We start from the raw sequence: 14,988 nt of genomic DNA on the forward strand, positions 1-14,988 counted from the left end.
GGCGCTCACGCGGTGTATCCGCCGTCTACGGCGATGGACGCGCCGGTGATCCACGCCCCGCCGGGGCCGGCGAGGAACGTGACCATTCCCGCGATGTCCGCGCCGTCGCCGTAGCGGCCCAGGGCGGTGAGGGCCCGCTCGGCGGCGGCCTCCGGGGCGGCGGCTGGGTTCATGTCGGTGTCGACGGGGCCGGGGTGGACGACGTTGGCGGTGATGTCGCGGGCGCCGAGGTCTCGGGCGAGACCCTTGGTCATCCCGGTCAGGGCTGCCTTCGTCATCGAGTACAGGGTGAGTCCCGAGGTGGGTACCCGCTCGGCCAGGCAGCTGCCGATGCTGATGATGCGTCCTCCGGCGCTCATCTGGCTGGCGGCTGCCTGGGCGGCGACGAACACATTGCGGACGTGGATGGCCAGAGTTTGGTCGAGGTCGTTGTAGGTGACCTCGTCGAGTGGCCCGGACGGAAAAACTCCCGCGTTGGCGACGAGGATGTCCAGGCGGCCGAGTTCGGCGACGGTGGATGAGATCGAGGCGGTGACGGCGTCGGCGTCAGCGGCGTCGGCCTGCATCGCCAGGGCGCGCCGGCCTTCGAACTTGACCTGCTCGACGACGTCGGCGGCGGCCGCGGCGCCGGCCCGGTAGGTCAGTGCGACGTCGGCACCCTCGGCGGCGAGGCGGGTGGCCACCGCGGCGCCGATCCCCCGGCTGCCGCCGGTGACGAGTGCGACACGGCCTTTGAGGCTGGGCATGGTGGACCTCCGGGGTCGTCTTGATATTATGTAGTGATCGATACATAAATTATCACGGAAGGAGCGGATATGGCCGAACGGGGCCGGCCGCGGGTGTTCGATCGTTCCGCCGCCTTGCGCAGCGCGATGGATCAGTTCTGGACGTACGGTTACGAGGGCACCTCGATCAAGCACCTCACCCAGGCCATGGGGATCAACCCGCCCAGCCTCTACGCGGCGTTCGGCAGCAAGGAACAACTGTTCAGAGAGGCCATCGCGCTCTATGCCGCTACCGACGGCGCCGTGACCGAGCACGCGCTACGTGCACTCACCAGCGCTCGAACCGCGATCGAAACCATGCTGCGGGGCAACGCCGAGCTGTATATGGGTCCCGAGTGTCCCGGCGGGTGTATGTTCGTCCTCGCCGCGACCAACGTCAGCGCCGACAACGGACTGATCCACGACTACCTGGTCGAGCAGCGCCGGGAGACGGTGTCCTCGATCGAGCGGCGCCTCGACCAAGCCGTGGCCGACGGCGAACTCCCGGCCGGAACCGACGTCTCCGGGCTCGCCGGTTTCTACGGCACCGTCCTGCACGGGATCTCCATCGAGGCACGAGATGGCGTGTCCCGTGAGCGGCTACACGCGATCGTCGACTCGGCGATGCGTGCATGGGACGTGCTCGTCGCTGCGTGACGCGACGCCCCGGCGGGGTGGCAGGGCCGCATCGGTACGTCCGTCGCACCGGGGTCACAGGTTCGACGAGTCGCGCCCGTCGTATGCTCGCTGGGTGCATGAAGGTGCCCAGCAGACCGGATCGGTCGCTTCGCTCATCGGCCCCGCCGGCCCAGGACAGCTGCACGTGATGAGCTACAACCTGCGTTACGCCGCCGACGATCCGGCCCACCTGTGGGAGCAACGCCGGCCCGCGATGGCCGAGCTTCTGACCCGGGAGAAGCCGTGTGTCATCGGTACTCAGGAAGGCCTGTTCGGCCAGGTGACGGACGTAGCAGCGGACCTTCCAGAGGGTTATGAATGGATCGGGCTGGGGCGTGAAGGCGGCAGCCGTGGCGAGTATGCCGCGGTGTTCTACGACGCCCGGCGGTTAACCCCGGTCGAGTACAACCATGTGTGGCTGTCCAGCACACCAGCCGTTATTGGTTCGACGACGTGGGGCAATGTCCTTCCTCGCATGGCCACCTGGGTCCGCTTCCGGGTCGGCGGCGCAGGTGAGCTAGTGGTGGTCAACACCCATCTGGACAATGACTCGGCTGCGGCGCGGCAGCAGGCGGCGGCGCAGCTGACCGAACTCATCTCGCTGATGGCGCCGATGCCGGTGATTCTGACCGGTGATTTCAATACCGCCGCCGAGGCCAGCGAGCCGTACCAGATGTTGACGGAGTCGGCTGGGCTAACCGACACCTGGCCGGCCGCCGCCGAGCGCCGAACCCCGGCTTATGCCACCTATGGTGGGTACGCACCGCCACGGGTCGGTGGTGACCGGATCGACTGGATTCTGGCTGCTCCCGGGATCGAATCCGAGGTGGCCGGGATCAATCCGTTCTCGCTCAACGGCCGTTTCCCCTCGGATCATCTGCCCGTGCAGGCGCTTCTGCGCCTACCATAGCCAGCCTCAGCGGACGAGTAGTCCAGCCTCTCGCGCGTCACCAAGCCACCGACAGCGCCAGAGCGAAGAAGGCAACCGCGGTGACCCCATCCAGGGCGCGCCGGATCCGGGGACGGGTCAGCGGGCCATGTAGCCGGTTGATCACCCGGACGAGGGCGCACAGCCACCCGGCTGCGAGAGCCATGGTGGTGGCGGCGAGGAGCAGGACCTGCGTGGGCACATTGCCGCCGGAATCCAGGAACTGAGGCAGGAGCCCGACGAAGAAGAGGACCGCCTTGGGGTTGAGCAGGTTGGTGAGCAAGCCGGTGCGGTACGGGCGTCCGCCCGCCGGTGGTGGCGGCAGGGTGGTCGCCGCTGCGCCGGGTGCGCCAACCGGGTGGGGTTCGCGCCGGTGGGTCAGGAAGCTGCGCAGCGCACCGATGCCAAGCCAGGCCAGGTACGTGGCGCCAGCTCCGCGGACGGCGGCGAGGGCCGAGGGGTGGGCGGCGACGGCGGCGGTGATACCCGCTACCGCGATGGCGGTGTGTGCGCCGAGGCCGGTAATGATGCCGGCAACGGCACGGTATCCCGCTCGGCTGTGCTCGAGGGAATGGCGTAGGACCACTAGGAAGTCCGGTCCCGGTGTACACAGGATGACGAGCAACACGCCGACGAAGGCCAGCCAGCGTTGGAGGTCGATCACCGGGGGCCCCTGCGGCTGTCCGTCCCCGGGTGATGGGGGAGCACGTGGCCGGTCTGACGTAGCACGGACAGATCGTGCTCCAGGTATCCGGGGTGTCGCAATCTTCACCGGATATCATCCGGAACATGCCTGAAGTACAGCATCTCGATCCGGTCGATTGGCGGATTCTCACCATCCTCCAGGATGACGCGTCGATCACGAACAAGGCGTTGGCCGACGAGGTGGGGCTGTCGACGTCGTCATGTCATGAACGGGTCCGGCGGCTACGTTCAGCCGGTGTCATCACGGGGATCAAAGCCGTGGTCGACCCTGCCGCCATCGGTCGCGGGCTGCACGCGTTCATCGCCATTCGGCTCCGCCCGCACCGTCGAGACCTGGTTGACGCGTTCACCGCCGCGGTGCTGACCCTGCCGGAGACGCTGGCGCTGTACAACGTTTCGGGGCCGGAGGACTTCTTCCTCCATGTGGCCGTCGCGGATAGCGCTGACCTGCAGCGAATCATCATGGAGCAGCTTGCGACGCGGCCGGAGGTGGGGCACGCGCAGACCCACCTGATCTTTGACCGGCCACTGGCCGCTCCGGTGCGTCCGCGCCGGTCGATCAGCTGATCAGCCGTGGCGAGGCAGCCCGGACCCCAAGAACGCCGCAGGCCAACGAGAGCACCACGAGCACGGCTAGTGGGGCGGTCCACGAGCCGGAGCCGGAGGACGCGGTGCCGATCAGCACTGGGCCGGGTGCGCTGAGACAGTAGGCGACCGTCTGGACCATCGCCGAGACCCGCCGTGCGGCATCGCTGCTGGATGAGCGGATCGCGATGAGGCTCAGCCCCATGGCCAGGCAGCCACCCTGAGTGATGCCGCCCAACGCGCAGAGGACTGGCCACGCCTGCGGAGCCACGAGCAACCCGCCGAAGAACACGAACCACAACGCGGCCAACGCCACGGCGACCGCATACCGTGCCTCGCGCCGCCGGATCAACACCGGAACGGCGATGGCCCCCGCGATACCCAGCAGCTGGAACAACGACAACGCGGTGCCCGCGGCGGTGGCGTCGAGACCGGCCCGGTCTTTGAGCATGGTGGGCAGCCACGCGGTGGAGGCGTAGAACAGGAAAGACTGGAGGCCGAAGAACAAGCCCAGCTCCCATGCGGCGTAGCTACGCCAGACCCGAGTAGGTGGATGCCCGGCACGGGCACCGGCTCCAGGAGCGGACCGGGCCTGGCTGGCGTGGCCCGCCGGTCGCGTCGCGGCGAGCCAGACCGCCAGCGCCACCGCGACGAACGCCGCCCAGACGGCCAGCGCCCACCGCCAGCCAACGACCGCGGCCAGTGGTGCGGTCAACACGGCTGGCAGCGTGGCGCTGACGATCAGCGAGGTGGTTGCCGCCGACAGCAATGGCCCGGGGCGATTGGGGAAGTCCCGTCGGATGATCACCGGGAGCAGGACGTTCCCCACCGCGATGGCCGCGCCGATCAGGACCGTCCCGGCCGCCAGGAGGCCGAAACCGGCCCACGGGCGCACCGCGATCCCGACACCCAGCACGACCAGACTCGCCGCGATGGCCACGTCGAGACTGATGCGGCGCGCCAGGAGGCCCACGAGTGGAGACACCACAGCGAAGCACAGGACCGGAATGGACGTCAGCAAGCCGGCCGATCCAGCTGATACGTGCAGGTCACGCTGGATGTCTTCGAGGACGGGAGCAACCGCCACGATGGCGCCGCGCAGGTTGAGACTGACGATGACGATGGCGACGACGAGCAGCCAGCTACCAGCGGGCGGCCCGTCTCTCATCCGGTGTCATCAGCTCCTCGGCTTGGTCAGCCGGGCGCTCCTGACCTGCTCACCGACCGGCGCCCGCACCACGTGTGATCCGGATTCACGATACGCGCGTGGTGAGCGGACGCCGTCCCGCGGGTTACTGCCGGCTGGGCACGCTCAGCGTCAGCTCCACGTCGGCAGGACCGCAGCAGCCGGTCTCCGCGGAGGTGTCACTGGTCTCGCAGGCGCTGGCCGCCGACTCCTCGAACAGGCCGGAACCGCCGCACACGCCGGTGTCGGGCAGGGTCAGTTCGACCCGGGCCGCGGACTCGTGGTCGCCGGCGAGCGCAGCCACGACGGAGCGGGCCTGCTCGTAGCCGGTGAGCGCGAGGAACGTCGGGGCGCGACCATAACTCTTCATGCCGATCACGTAGACGCCGGGTTCGGGTTGGGCCAGTTCACGTGCGCCGTGCGGGTAGACGGTGCCACAGGAGTGGACGTTGGGGTCGATGAGGGGCGCGAGCGCACGGGTGGATTGCAGCACCGGGTCGAGATCGAGTCTGATCTCCGAGAGCCAGGATAGATCGGGCCGGAACCCAGTGAGCGCGACGACCTCGTCGACGGGCTCGAGGCGGTGCCCGTCGAACGATTCGAGGATCAAGCGGCCATCGAGCTGGCGTTCGACGGCGGCGGTGCGGAACCCGGTGACGGTCCGCACATAACCGGCGGTGGCAGCGGCCTTGGCCCGCTGGCCGAGGGCACCTCGCGCCGGAAGCTGGTCGGCATCGCCGCCCCCGAAGACCTGTCCGACGTCGCCACGCCGTAGTACCCAGGTGATCTCGGTTCCGGGGTGGTCTTCGGCCAGGCCGGCCAGTGCCACCAGTGCGGTCAGCGCGGAGTGCCCGCTTCCGGCGACGGCGATCCGCCGCCCGGCGTAACGGTTGAGCTCTTGTGGGTCGGTGAGATCCGGGACCCGGTAGGTGATGTGATCTGCCGCGGCGCGTTCGCCAGTGGCGGGTAGGCCGTCGCCGCCCAGCGGGTTGGGGGTGCTCCAGGTACCGGACGCGTCGATGACACCCCGGGCGGTGAACCGGACCTCACCGGAGGGTGTGTGGACGTGGATGGTCAGCGGTTCGGTGTCTCGGCCGGCGTCGACGATGCGGTCGCGGCCGCGACGGGCCACGCCGATGACCCGGTGGCCGAACCGGACTCGATCGCCGAGTGCGGCCGCAAGGGGAGCCAGGTATTCACCCGCCCATTCCTCGCCGGTGGGGTGATGGTTCGGGTCGGGCTGCCGCCACGACGTCGGGCCGAGGAGGCGGGCGGCAGCCTGGTCGATCAGCTCCGACCACCGGGAGAACAGGCGGACGTGGTTCCACGCTGTCACGGCGTCGCCCGCGTGGTCGCCGGATTCGAGAACCAGGGGCTCGATGCCCCGTTCCAGCAGGTGAGCGGCGGCGGCGAGGCCGATAGGGCCGGCACCTACAACAACGACCGGTAGCGCGTCGGTGGCCATGTGGGCTCCTTTATCGATGCACGTCGATTAACTCCGCCGAGTTTATCGATGACCGTCGATTGACGCAACCATCGAAGAACGTCGATGATAGGGACATGACCACAACCGTGCGGGCTGCGCGTGAGCCGGAGCTGTTGCCGGACTCCGAAGCCGCCACCTATGCCGACTGGTTCGCGTGCCTGGCCGAACCCAGCCGGGTGCGGATGCTGCACGCGGTAGCTACCGCGCCTGGCCCGATCACCGTCGGCGAGCTGGCCGACCGGCTGCGCATCAGCCAGTCCACCTGCTCACATCATCTCCGCAAGCTGGCCGACGTGGGTTTCGTGCTGCTCCGCAAGGAGGGCACCACCACTCTGGTCACGGTCAACGCCGCGTGCTGCACCGGGCTGCCACATGCCGCCGATGTCGTGATGGGAGTTCTGCTTCCCCGGCCCTGCTGCCCCGACGACATTCCGGCCGACGTGACGGTGCGCGCACTCGAGGACCGCGACTGGCGGGTAGTCGTCCGTCTGTATGCCGCCGGCGTCGCGGCGGGTGAGGCGACCTTCGACGCCGACGTCGCCGAGCGTCCCGCTTTGGACGCCCGGTGGTTGCCCGATCACCGCTGGGTGGCCGAGGTCGACGGGCACGTCGTCGGCTGGGCGGCGGCTAGCCCGATGTCCAGCCGAGAGAGTTACTCCGGTGTGGCGGAGACGTCGGTCTACGTCGACGCTGCCTTCCGGGGGCGTGGTGTTGGCCGTGCACTGGTGTACCGGCAGGTGACGGCGGCTGACGATGCGGGACTGTGGACGCTGCAGACGTCGACGTTCCCGGACAATCGCGCCGGCCTCGCCCTCCATCACTCGGCCGGATTCCGCACTCTTGGTATCCGCGAGCGCATCACCCGCCACCGTGGGGAGTGGCGCGACACCGTGCTGCTCGAGCGGCGCAGCCAGGTCGTCTGAAGCGGCCCCACCCGAATCACCGGGCGTTGGGACGGTGCACCTGGAACGGCGCGAAACTCTGCACCGTCGGCATCAGCTCGATGACGTTGATGTTGACGTGGGCCGGCTGGGATGCCGCCCAGTACACCGCCTCGGCGACATCCGCCGCATCCAGCGGCTGCGTACCGTCATACACGGCGTCGGCATGCTGTTGATCGCCGTCGAACCGGACCGTGGAGAACTCGGTTCCGCTGCTCAGGCCAGGCTCCACACACGTGACGCGGACTCCGGTGCCATGCAGATCACTGCGCAAGTTGAGGCTGAACTGGTGCACGAACGCCTTCGTGGCGCCATAGACATTGCCCCCAGGATACGGATAGCTGCCGGCAATCGAGCCCACGTTGACGACGTGGCCGTGCCCGCGGGCGACCATACCCGGGAGCGCCGCGCGGGTGCAGTACATGAGGCCCTTGCAGTTCGTGTCGACCATCTGCTCCCAATGGTCCAGATCCGTCTGGTGTGCGGGTTCGAGCCCTTTGGCCAGGCCCGCGTTGTTGACCAGCACGTCGATCTGGGCGAACTCGTCCGGCAGGCCGTTGATCGCCTGCTCCACGGCAACAGGGTCCCGGACGTCGAGGGGCAGGGCGAGTACCCGCGGCCCTAGTTCCGCCGCCGCCGCGGCGATGCGGTCTCGCCGACGGGCGGCGGCGATGACTCTCGCTCCCGCGGTGGCAAAACGTCGGACGGTGGCCAGCCCGAAGCCGGAGCTGGCGCCGGTGACGAGAACCGTCGTCTCGGCGGTATTCACGTTGTACCCCCTGGTGGTGTGGTAGCGGCGGGTAGTGCCTCGAGGAAGCGCTGTAGCACCGCGTTGAACGTTGTTGGGCGTTCGAGGTTCGGCAGGTGGCCCGCTCCTTCGATGATCTCAAGTGTGCTGTGGGGTATCTGACGGTGGATGGTTCGTGCGTCGCCGAGCGGGGTGAATGCGTCGTCGGTCCCGACGATGACCAGGGCAGGTACCGCCACTGTGGCGAGTGTGGCGAGGTAGTCGGGCCGTTCGGCTCGGCCGCGCAGTGCGGCCGCCGCACCGGCCGGGGAGGTCTGGCGCATCATCGTCATGACGTGGGTGGCGACGTCGGGCTGGTGGGTGATGGTCCGCGGGGTGATCATTCCGGGCAGGATCTCGTCGGCGTAGCCGTCCATTCCGTCGCGCAGCAGCCGTTCAGCGGTCTCGCGGCGGGATTGGCGGCCGGCATCGCTCTCGGCGTGGGCCGATGTGGCCGCGAGGATCAGGCCCCGGATCCGGTCGGGGAACTGGCGGTAGAAGTCCATGACGATCTGTCCGCCCATCGACAGCCCGCCAAGGATGACTCCGTCGACACCCAACCAGTTCAGTAGGCGGTCGATGTCACCGGCGAACGTATCCAGGGTGGTGACACCCGGCTGCACCGTGCTCTGTCCGTAGCCGCGCAGATCGGGCGTGATGACCCGCCAGCCGGCTCGGGCGAAGTGCTCCACCTGGGGGCGCCACATCGTCCGGTCGAACGGGTGGCCGTGGACCAGGACCAACGGTGGTCCGGCGCCGTGGTCGTCATATCCGAGGGTGATGCCACCGACGAGGGCTGTGCTCACGAGTGCCGCCTTGGAGGTGTACGCGGGATTGACGCACCGATGCTATTCGGTGCAATATGCTCGGTGCAATAGTCATAATGCACTCGGAGCAATTATGTCCAGTGGAGCCAGAGATGCCTGACTACCGCCTGGTCGCGGACACCGTCGCCGCTGACATCGCCGCCGGCCGGCTGGGGCCCGGAGACCAGCTTCCGCCGCAGCGGCGGTTCGCCCGGCAGCATGGCATCGCCAGCTCGACGGCAGCGCGGGTCTACGGTGAGTTGATCCGGCGTGGACTAGTGGTCGGCGAGGTCGGTCGGGGCACGTTCGTCCGGGCGGGTGCCCCGGAGCCGGACGTGGCGCTGGCCGAACCGGCCCGAGTCGAGGTAGATCTGGAACTGAACTTCTCGGTATTGCCCGAGCAGGCCGGCTTGATCGCGGCCAGCCTGACCCGGATGTTGCACCCTGCCACACTGGCCACCAGTCTGTGGCCCGGTGCCGCCGGGGGTACACCCGCCGCGCGAGAAGCGGCGGCGGCGCTGTTGGCCCGGCCGGACTGGGCGCCGGAGCCCGACCACATTCTCTTCGCCGGGAACGGTCGGCAAGCGATCGCCGCGACGATCGCCGCACTCGTCCCCACAGGACAGCGGCTCGGCGTCGAAGAGCTGACGTATCCCATGGTCAAAGGTATCGCTGCCCGCCTGGGGGTCACGCTGGTGCCGATCGCCGTCGACGACGACGGGTTGGATCCAGCCGCCTTGGCAGCCGCCCATCGTGCTACCCCGCTGCGCGCCGTCTACGTTCAGCCGACCCTCCACAACCCACTGGGCCGCACCATGCCGGAAGGGCGTCAGGTCGAACTCGCCGCAACCTTGGCACGCTTGGACCTGGTGGTGATCGAGGACGCGATCTACGGCTTCCTCCGGGACGACCAGCCGCCCCTGGCGCATCGGATACCGGAACGCACGATCGTCGTCGACAGCTTGTCGAAGCGGTTGGCTCCGGGGCTGACGGTCGGGTTCACCATCACCCCGCCGTGGCTCACCGAGCGGGTCGCGGCGGCGTTGCGGTCGGGTGGCTGGCTGGCCCAGCGGTTCGCCCTCGACGCTTCCGTCGAATGGGTCAACGACGGCACGGCCGCGACGGTGCAGGCGGCCAAACAGCGCGACGCCGCAACCCGCCAGCGCATCACCGCGGACCGGTTGGCTGGATTCACCGTCCAGGCCGACCCCCGTGCCTACCACTGCTGGTGGCGGCTTCCGGAGCCGTGGCGGGCGGAGACGTTCGTGGCGGCCGCGGCTCGGCGCGGGATCGCGATCACCCCAGCTGCCGCCTTCACCGTCGGCCCGGGGCACGCCCCGAACGCGGTCCGCCTGGCCGTTGCCGCTCCGCCGGTCGAGACGCTGACTCGTGCGCTGGACGTGCTGGCCGCGCTGGCTCGGTCCACCCCGGAGGCCACCGGGGTCGAGTGACTGCCGGCAGCGAGAACACGGCTGATTGGCCGTAGCGAGAACACGGCGCCGGTCAGCCGGCCGCGAGGATGTCCCGGGCAAGGAGCGCGACATGCAGCGAGGTCATCGTCTCCGGGTCGGACAGATCGACGTCGAGGATCCGTTCCACCCTAGTCAACCGCTCGTAGTAGGCCGGCCGGGACAGATGTGACGCGGCCGCGGCGGCCGTCTTGTTGCCACCGTGGTCGACGAAGGTGCGCAACGATGCGAGCAGCGCGCCGCCATGCTCCTCGTCGTAGGTGACCAGGGCGCCGAGTTCGCGTTCGGTGAAGGCGGCCAGGCGATCGTCGTCGCCGAGTACGTGTAGGAGGCCACGGAGATGGACGTCGTTGAGCCGGTGACAGGGCCGGTGAGCGGGCGAGCGTGCGGCCGCGGATCCGACGTGGCGGGCCTCGGTGAGGGTGCGCCAGGCCTGCCCGGGCCCTTCCACCGGCGTCCCGGCCGCGACCAGGACGGGTAGGCCATGCGGCAATTCAGCCGCCGCGCGGTGGACCTCGGCGGCGAGCCGGTCGACCGGCGGCCGGTCCGGTTGCTCAGGTGGCAGCGAGAGAAGGCAGCTCACGGTGTCGTCTCCGGCAACAGCGACGAGTGCTGGGATCCGGGCCGAGCGAGCCGCACTGGCGGTTGCCTCGGCCAGATCGCGCACGAGTTCCTGCGCCGCCACGGTGGCCGTGAGCTCGCCCCCTCGGGCATGCGGCAGGACGGTCAGGCCAACGAGCAGGCGATCGTTGAGCGGGACTCCGGCGTCGGCGCACCGCTCGATCATGCTGGGTTCCGGTGCTGCGGCGGTCAGGGCGGACAGTAGGGTCCGGTGGGTCTGGCGTTCCAGGCTCTCCCGGTCTCGGGCCAGCAGCCGATGCAGCGCCAGCGCCGACGCGGCCCGTTCCAACAGCACCAGATGGCGGCGTGGCGGCGGCTCGGGGGAGACCAGCACGAGCCGCCCCCAATCGTCGCCACGTGCTCCGACGGTGGTCACCAGCCACCCTTCGGCCTGGTGGTACGTGGAGCGACGGGTGGACTCGACGGCTCGTGAGCGACGGGCCCAGCCGGCGAGGACCTCGCGGGCGGGTTCGTCCGCTGCGTCGTACCCGAGGACCTGGTGCCGGATCGACTCGAGGACAACCGGCAGCCCGGAGATCCGGGCAACCTCGGCGAGGATCTCGTCGATGCCGGCACCGGCGACGCTGAGCTCGGTGAAGGTCTCGTGGACACGTTCGGTGGTCCGTAGCTCGTCGAGCTGAGCGTCGACGACGAGCTCCCCGACGGCCTGGGTGATGGTGACGAACGCGACTTCGCGGCTGAGCGTGACGAGTGGGAGGCCAGCGGCGTCGCAGGCGGCGACAAGTGCGGGTGGCAGCGCCGTACTCCACCGGCGGCCCAGCTCTACCACGAGCCCACTGACGCCGACGGTCGCCAGCTCGTTTGCGTATGCGGCGAGTTCGGTATCCGCGCCCGGCAGGGCGATGCCGGTGGTCATGAGAAGTTCGCCGCCGCGCAACAGGTGGGCGATGTCGGACAGCTCGGCCGAATGCGCCCACCGGACGTGGTTAGCCAGACCGGCGCGTCCGGCGACGACGGTGGGGGCGCCTCTGCGCATGGCGGGCAGGGCGAGGACCTCGCCGATCGTGGGCAGCATGGCATCTCCGGTTGGTTTACGGACCATAAGGATACTCGTCGAAATCCTTACGATCCGTCGGTACCGGAAGTGGCGGGTGAGTACTTGCATGGAGACACTCGACGACGCGTGGTGAGGAAGGGCGTGGCACGACATGGCTGATGAGACGCTGCTGGAGCGGCATCGGGCGGTATTACCCGCATGGATGGCGCTCTACTATGACGAGCCGATCGAGATCGTCCGTGGTTCGGGCCGCCACGTCACCGACGCCGACGGCCGGACCTACCTGGACTTCTTCGCCGGGATCCTCACCAACGCGGTCGGTTACGACATCGCGGAGATCAGCGACGCCATCCGACGCCAAGTCGATACCGGCATCCTGCACACGTCCACCCTCTACCTGATCCGCGAACAGGTGCGGCTGGCCGAGCGGATCGCCGAGTTGTCGGGAATCCCGGATGCGAAGGTGTTCTTCACCACCAGCGGAACCGAGGCGAACGAAGCCGCGCTGCTGTTCACCACCCAGGCCCGCCGTTCACACCAAGTCCTGGCGCTACGCAACTCCTACCACGGTCGTGCCTTCGCCACCATGGCGATCACCGGCAACCGCGGATGGTCGGCGTCCAGTCTGAGCCCGATCAACGTCAGCTACGTCCACGGTGGCTACCGATACCGAAGCCCCTTCCGCGAGCTCGACGACGCGGCGTACATCCGGGCTTGTACCGAAGACCTCCGGGACGTGATCGAGACCGCCACCGCAGGCGACGTCGCTTGCATGATCGTCGAGCCGGTCCAGGGTGTTGGTGGCTTCGCCATGCCGCCGGACGGGTTGTTCGGCGCCTTCAAAGCGGTGCTCGACGAGTACGGCATCCCGCTGATCTCGGACGAGGTCCAGACCGGATGGGGCCGCACCGGCGAACACTTCTGGGGTATTCAAGCCCACGGTGTGGTGCCGGACGTGATGACGTTCGCGAAGGGGCTGGGCAACGGCTTGTCGATCGGCGGCGTGGTCGCCCGCGGAGACCTGATCGACAGCGTCAGCGCGAACTCCATCTCGACGTTCGGCGGCAACCCGCTCTCCGCGGCGGGTGCCCGCGCCACGCTCGAGTACGTCCTCGACCACGATCTTCAGGCCAATGCCGCCAAGCAGGGTGGTCAACTGCTCGCGGCGCTGCACGAGGCGGCCGAGCGGCACGCCATTGTCGGAGATGTCCGCGGAAAGGGCCTCATGCTCGGGATCGAGCTGGTGGAGCCGGGCACGACGCGGCCGTCCCCGCGCGCGGCCACCGCGGTACTGGAAGCCGCCAAGGCGGCGGGCCTGCTGGTCGGCAAGGGAGGTTTGCACGGAAACGTCATCCGACTGGCCCCGCCCATGACCCTCACCGATGGCGAGACCGAAGAAGGGCTGCGGATGTTGCTGACCGCCATCGAGCACGCCGACGGGGAGCTGAACCGATGAATCACCCGACCGACCAGAACGCCCGCATCACCATCCCGCACTGGGCTGGAGGCAAACCCTGGGACGGCACCTCCACCCGGACGGGTACGGTGCACGACCCTGCCACGGGTGAGGTCTCCGGCACGGTGGCACTGGCGTCCGCGGCCGACGTCGACGAGGTGGTGGCGGCGGCTTCCCGGGCAGCCGCCGACTGGCGGCGCGCGTCGCTGACCAAACGGGCCGCGGTGCTGTTCCGCTTCCGTGAGCTCCTCGCCCAGAACACCGACGACGTCGCCGCCGCGATTACCGCCGAGCACGGCAAGGTGTTGTCCGACGCCGCCGGCGAAGTACAGCGCGGCCTCGAGGTGGCAGAGTTCGCATGTGGCATCCCGCACCTGCTCAAGGGTGGGTTCAGCGAGAACGCCTCGACCAACCTGGACGTGTATTCGCTGCGGCAGCCGCTGGGTGTCGTCGCTGTCATCTCGCCGTTCAACTTTCCGGCGATGGTGCCGTTGTGGTTCGTCCCGATCGCCATCGCCTGCGGCAACCCCGTCGTGCTCAAACCGAGCGAGAAGGATCCGTCGGCCAGCCTGCTGATCGCCCGGCTGTGGGCCGAGGCCGGGCTGCCGGAGGGTGTGTTCAACGTCGTCCATGGCGACAAAGAAGCCGTCGACCGGCTGCTGGAGCACGACGACGTGAAAGCGGTGTCGTTCGTCGGCTCCACCCCGGTGGCGCGGTATGTCTACGAGACCGCCACCAGGCACGGAAAGCGGGTCCAAGCCCTCGGCGGGGCGAAGAACCACATGGTGGTCTTGCCGGATGCCGATCTCGATCTCGCGGCGGACGCGGCCGTCAACGCCGGGTTCGGTTCGGCGGGCGAACGGTGTATGGCGATCAGCGCATTGGTGGCCGTCGAACCGGTGGCGGACCCCCTGATCCACAAGATCAGGGAGCGGATGGCCGGGCTCCGTGTTGGCGACGGCCGACGATCCTGTGACATGGGCCCGTTGATCACCGCCGAGCACCGGGACCGGGTGGCGTCGTACCTCGATGCCGGCGTGGCAGCGGGCGCCGAATTGGTGGTGGATGGGCGCCAGTACCCGATCGATGGCGCCGACGGCGGGTTCTGGCTGGGGCCGAGCCTGTTCGACCGGGTCACCCCCGAGATGTCTATCTACACCGACGAGATCTTCGGGCCCGTGCTCTCGGTTGTCCGGGCCGACTCCTACGACGACGCACTCGAGCTGGTGAACCGGAACCAGTACGGCAACGGCACGGCGATCTTCACCAACGACGGCGGCGCAGCCCGCCGTTTCCAGAGTGAGGTGGAGGTCGGCATGGTGGGGGTCAACGTACCGATCCCGGTCCCGGTGGCGTACTACTCGTTCGGTGGCTGGAAGTCGTCGTTGTTCGGCGACTCCCATGCCTACGGCACCGACGGGGTGCACTTCTTCACCCGTTCCAAGGTGGTGACCAGCCGGTGGCCGGGGTCCGGGGCGGGCGACCGGGGCGGCGTCAGCCTCAGCTTCAACCCCACCCGCTGATCATGAACACTTTGCCGTGCTATCGCACGGCAAAG

The 14,988-nt window shown here is 68.8% G+C and carries 14 protein-coding genes; 7 read left to right on the top strand and 7 right to left on the bottom strand.

All coding sequences use genetic code 11. The features are described from left to right. Nucleotides 1-5 precede the first annotated feature (5 nt). Nucleotides 6-746: an SDR family NAD(P)-dependent oxidoreductase gene (locus G8760_RS04605; protein WP_166347193.1), complete on the bottom strand. Its 741-nt coding sequence runs from the start codon at nucleotides 744-746 to the stop codon at nucleotides 6-8. A gap of 69 nt (nucleotides 747-815) precedes the next feature. On the opposite strand from G8760_RS04605, the gene G8760_RS04610 reads away from it, so the two are divergent. Next, nucleotides 816-1,421 (top strand): TetR/AcrR family transcriptional regulator, encoded by a 606-nt coding sequence (locus tag G8760_RS04610; protein WP_166347196.1) that lies wholly within the window; start codon nucleotides 816-818, stop codon nucleotides 1,419-1,421. Between the two features lie 94 nt (nucleotides 1,422-1,515). After that, nucleotides 1,516-2,352: an endonuclease/exonuclease/phosphatase family protein gene (locus tag G8760_RS04615; RefSeq protein WP_207782012.1), complete on the top strand. Its 837-nt coding sequence runs from the start codon at nucleotides 1,516-1,518 to the stop codon at nucleotides 2,350-2,352. Nucleotides 2,353-2,389: 37 nt separating this feature from the next. Here the strand turns inward: G8760_RS04615 and G8760_RS04620 are convergent, their stop codons facing one another. Beyond that, nucleotides 2,390-3,034 carry a LysE family translocator gene (locus G8760_RS04620; protein WP_166347199.1) on the bottom strand — a complete coding sequence of 215 codons (645 nt, stop codon included), beginning with the start codon at nucleotides 3,032-3,034 and terminating at the stop codon, nucleotides 2,390-2,392. Nucleotides 3,035-3,159: 125 nt separating this feature from the next. On the opposite strand from G8760_RS04620, the gene G8760_RS04625 reads away from it, so the two are divergent. Next, the gene (locus G8760_RS04625; RefSeq protein ID WP_166347202.1) at nucleotides 3,160-3,642 is read left to right on the top strand and encodes an Lrp/AsnC family transcriptional regulator; all 483 of its coding nucleotides are present in this window, start codon (nucleotides 3,160-3,162) and stop codon (nucleotides 3,640-3,642) included. On the opposite strand, the gene G8760_RS04630 is transcribed toward G8760_RS04625, so the two are convergent. Both G8760_RS04630 and G8760_RS04635 read right to left on the bottom strand, forming a co-directional pair. Further along, nucleotides 3,635-4,828 carry an MFS transporter gene (locus G8760_RS04630; protein ID WP_166347205.1) on the bottom strand — a complete coding sequence of 398 codons (1,194 nt, stop codon included), beginning with the start codon at nucleotides 4,826-4,828 and terminating at the stop codon, nucleotides 3,635-3,637. The genes G8760_RS04625 and G8760_RS04630 overlap by 8 nt on opposite strands. 124 nt (nucleotides 4,829-4,952) lie before the next feature. Beyond that, nucleotides 4,953-6,311 carry an FAD-dependent oxidoreductase gene (locus G8760_RS04635; protein WP_166347208.1) on the bottom strand — a complete coding sequence of 453 codons (1,359 nt, stop codon included), beginning with the start codon at nucleotides 6,309-6,311 and terminating at the stop codon, nucleotides 4,953-4,955. 95 nt (nucleotides 6,312-6,406) lie between these two features. Between G8760_RS04635 and G8760_RS04640 the strand changes: the two genes are divergently transcribed. Next, entirely contained in the window at nucleotides 6,407-7,255 is an 849-nt protein-coding gene (locus G8760_RS04640; RefSeq protein ID WP_166347211.1) for a helix-turn-helix domain-containing GNAT family N-acetyltransferase, read from the top strand. A 16-nt stretch (nucleotides 7,256-7,271) separates the two neighbouring features. Here the strand turns inward: G8760_RS04640 and G8760_RS04645 are convergent, their stop codons facing one another. Beyond that, nucleotides 7,272-8,042 carry an SDR family NAD(P)-dependent oxidoreductase gene (locus G8760_RS04645; protein ID WP_166347215.1) on the bottom strand — a complete coding sequence of 257 codons (771 nt, stop codon included), beginning with the start codon at nucleotides 8,040-8,042 and terminating at the stop codon, nucleotides 7,272-7,274. After that, nucleotides 8,039-8,866 carry an alpha/beta fold hydrolase gene (locus tag G8760_RS04650; RefSeq protein ID WP_166347218.1) on the bottom strand — a complete coding sequence of 276 codons (828 nt, stop codon included), beginning with the start codon at nucleotides 8,864-8,866 and terminating at the stop codon, nucleotides 8,039-8,041. Before G8760_RS04650 ends, G8760_RS04645 begins: the two co-directional genes overlap by 4 nt. Before the next feature lie 113 nt (nucleotides 8,867-8,979). Between G8760_RS04650 and G8760_RS04655 the strand changes: the two genes are divergently transcribed. After that, a complete protein-coding gene (locus G8760_RS04655) occupies nucleotides 8,980-10,317 on the top strand; it encodes an aminotransferase-like domain-containing protein (RefSeq protein WP_166347221.1) in 1,338 nt (445 codons plus the stop codon). A gap of 52 nt (nucleotides 10,318-10,369) precedes the next feature. Here the strand turns inward: G8760_RS04655 and G8760_RS04660 are convergent, their stop codons facing one another. Continuing rightward, on the bottom strand, nucleotides 10,370-11,992 hold the full coding sequence (locus G8760_RS04660) for a PucR family transcriptional regulator ligand-binding domain-containing protein (protein ID WP_166348129.1): 1,623 nt from the start codon (nucleotides 11,990-11,992) through the stop codon (nucleotides 10,370-10,372). Between the two features lie 133 nt (nucleotides 11,993-12,125). On the opposite strand from G8760_RS04660, the gene G8760_RS04665 reads away from it, so the two are divergent. Next, nucleotides 12,126-13,430 carry an aspartate aminotransferase family protein gene (locus G8760_RS04665; RefSeq protein WP_166347224.1) on the top strand — a complete coding sequence of 435 codons (1,305 nt, stop codon included), beginning with the start codon at nucleotides 12,126-12,128 and terminating at the stop codon, nucleotides 13,428-13,430. Further along, nucleotides 13,427-14,953 (top strand): CoA-acylating methylmalonate-semialdehyde dehydrogenase, encoded by a 1,527-nt coding sequence (locus G8760_RS04670; RefSeq protein ID WP_166347227.1) that lies wholly within the window; start codon nucleotides 13,427-13,429, stop codon nucleotides 14,951-14,953. Before G8760_RS04665 ends, G8760_RS04670 begins: the two co-directional genes overlap by 4 nt. Nucleotides 14,954-14,988: the final 35 nt, after the last annotated feature.

The sequence above is a fragment of the Phytoactinopolyspora limicola genome (assembly GCF_011320225.1).
In the GTDB taxonomy this organism is placed as follows: Bacteria; Actinomycetota; Actinomycetes; order Jiangellales; family Jiangellaceae; genus Phytoactinopolyspora; species Phytoactinopolyspora limicola.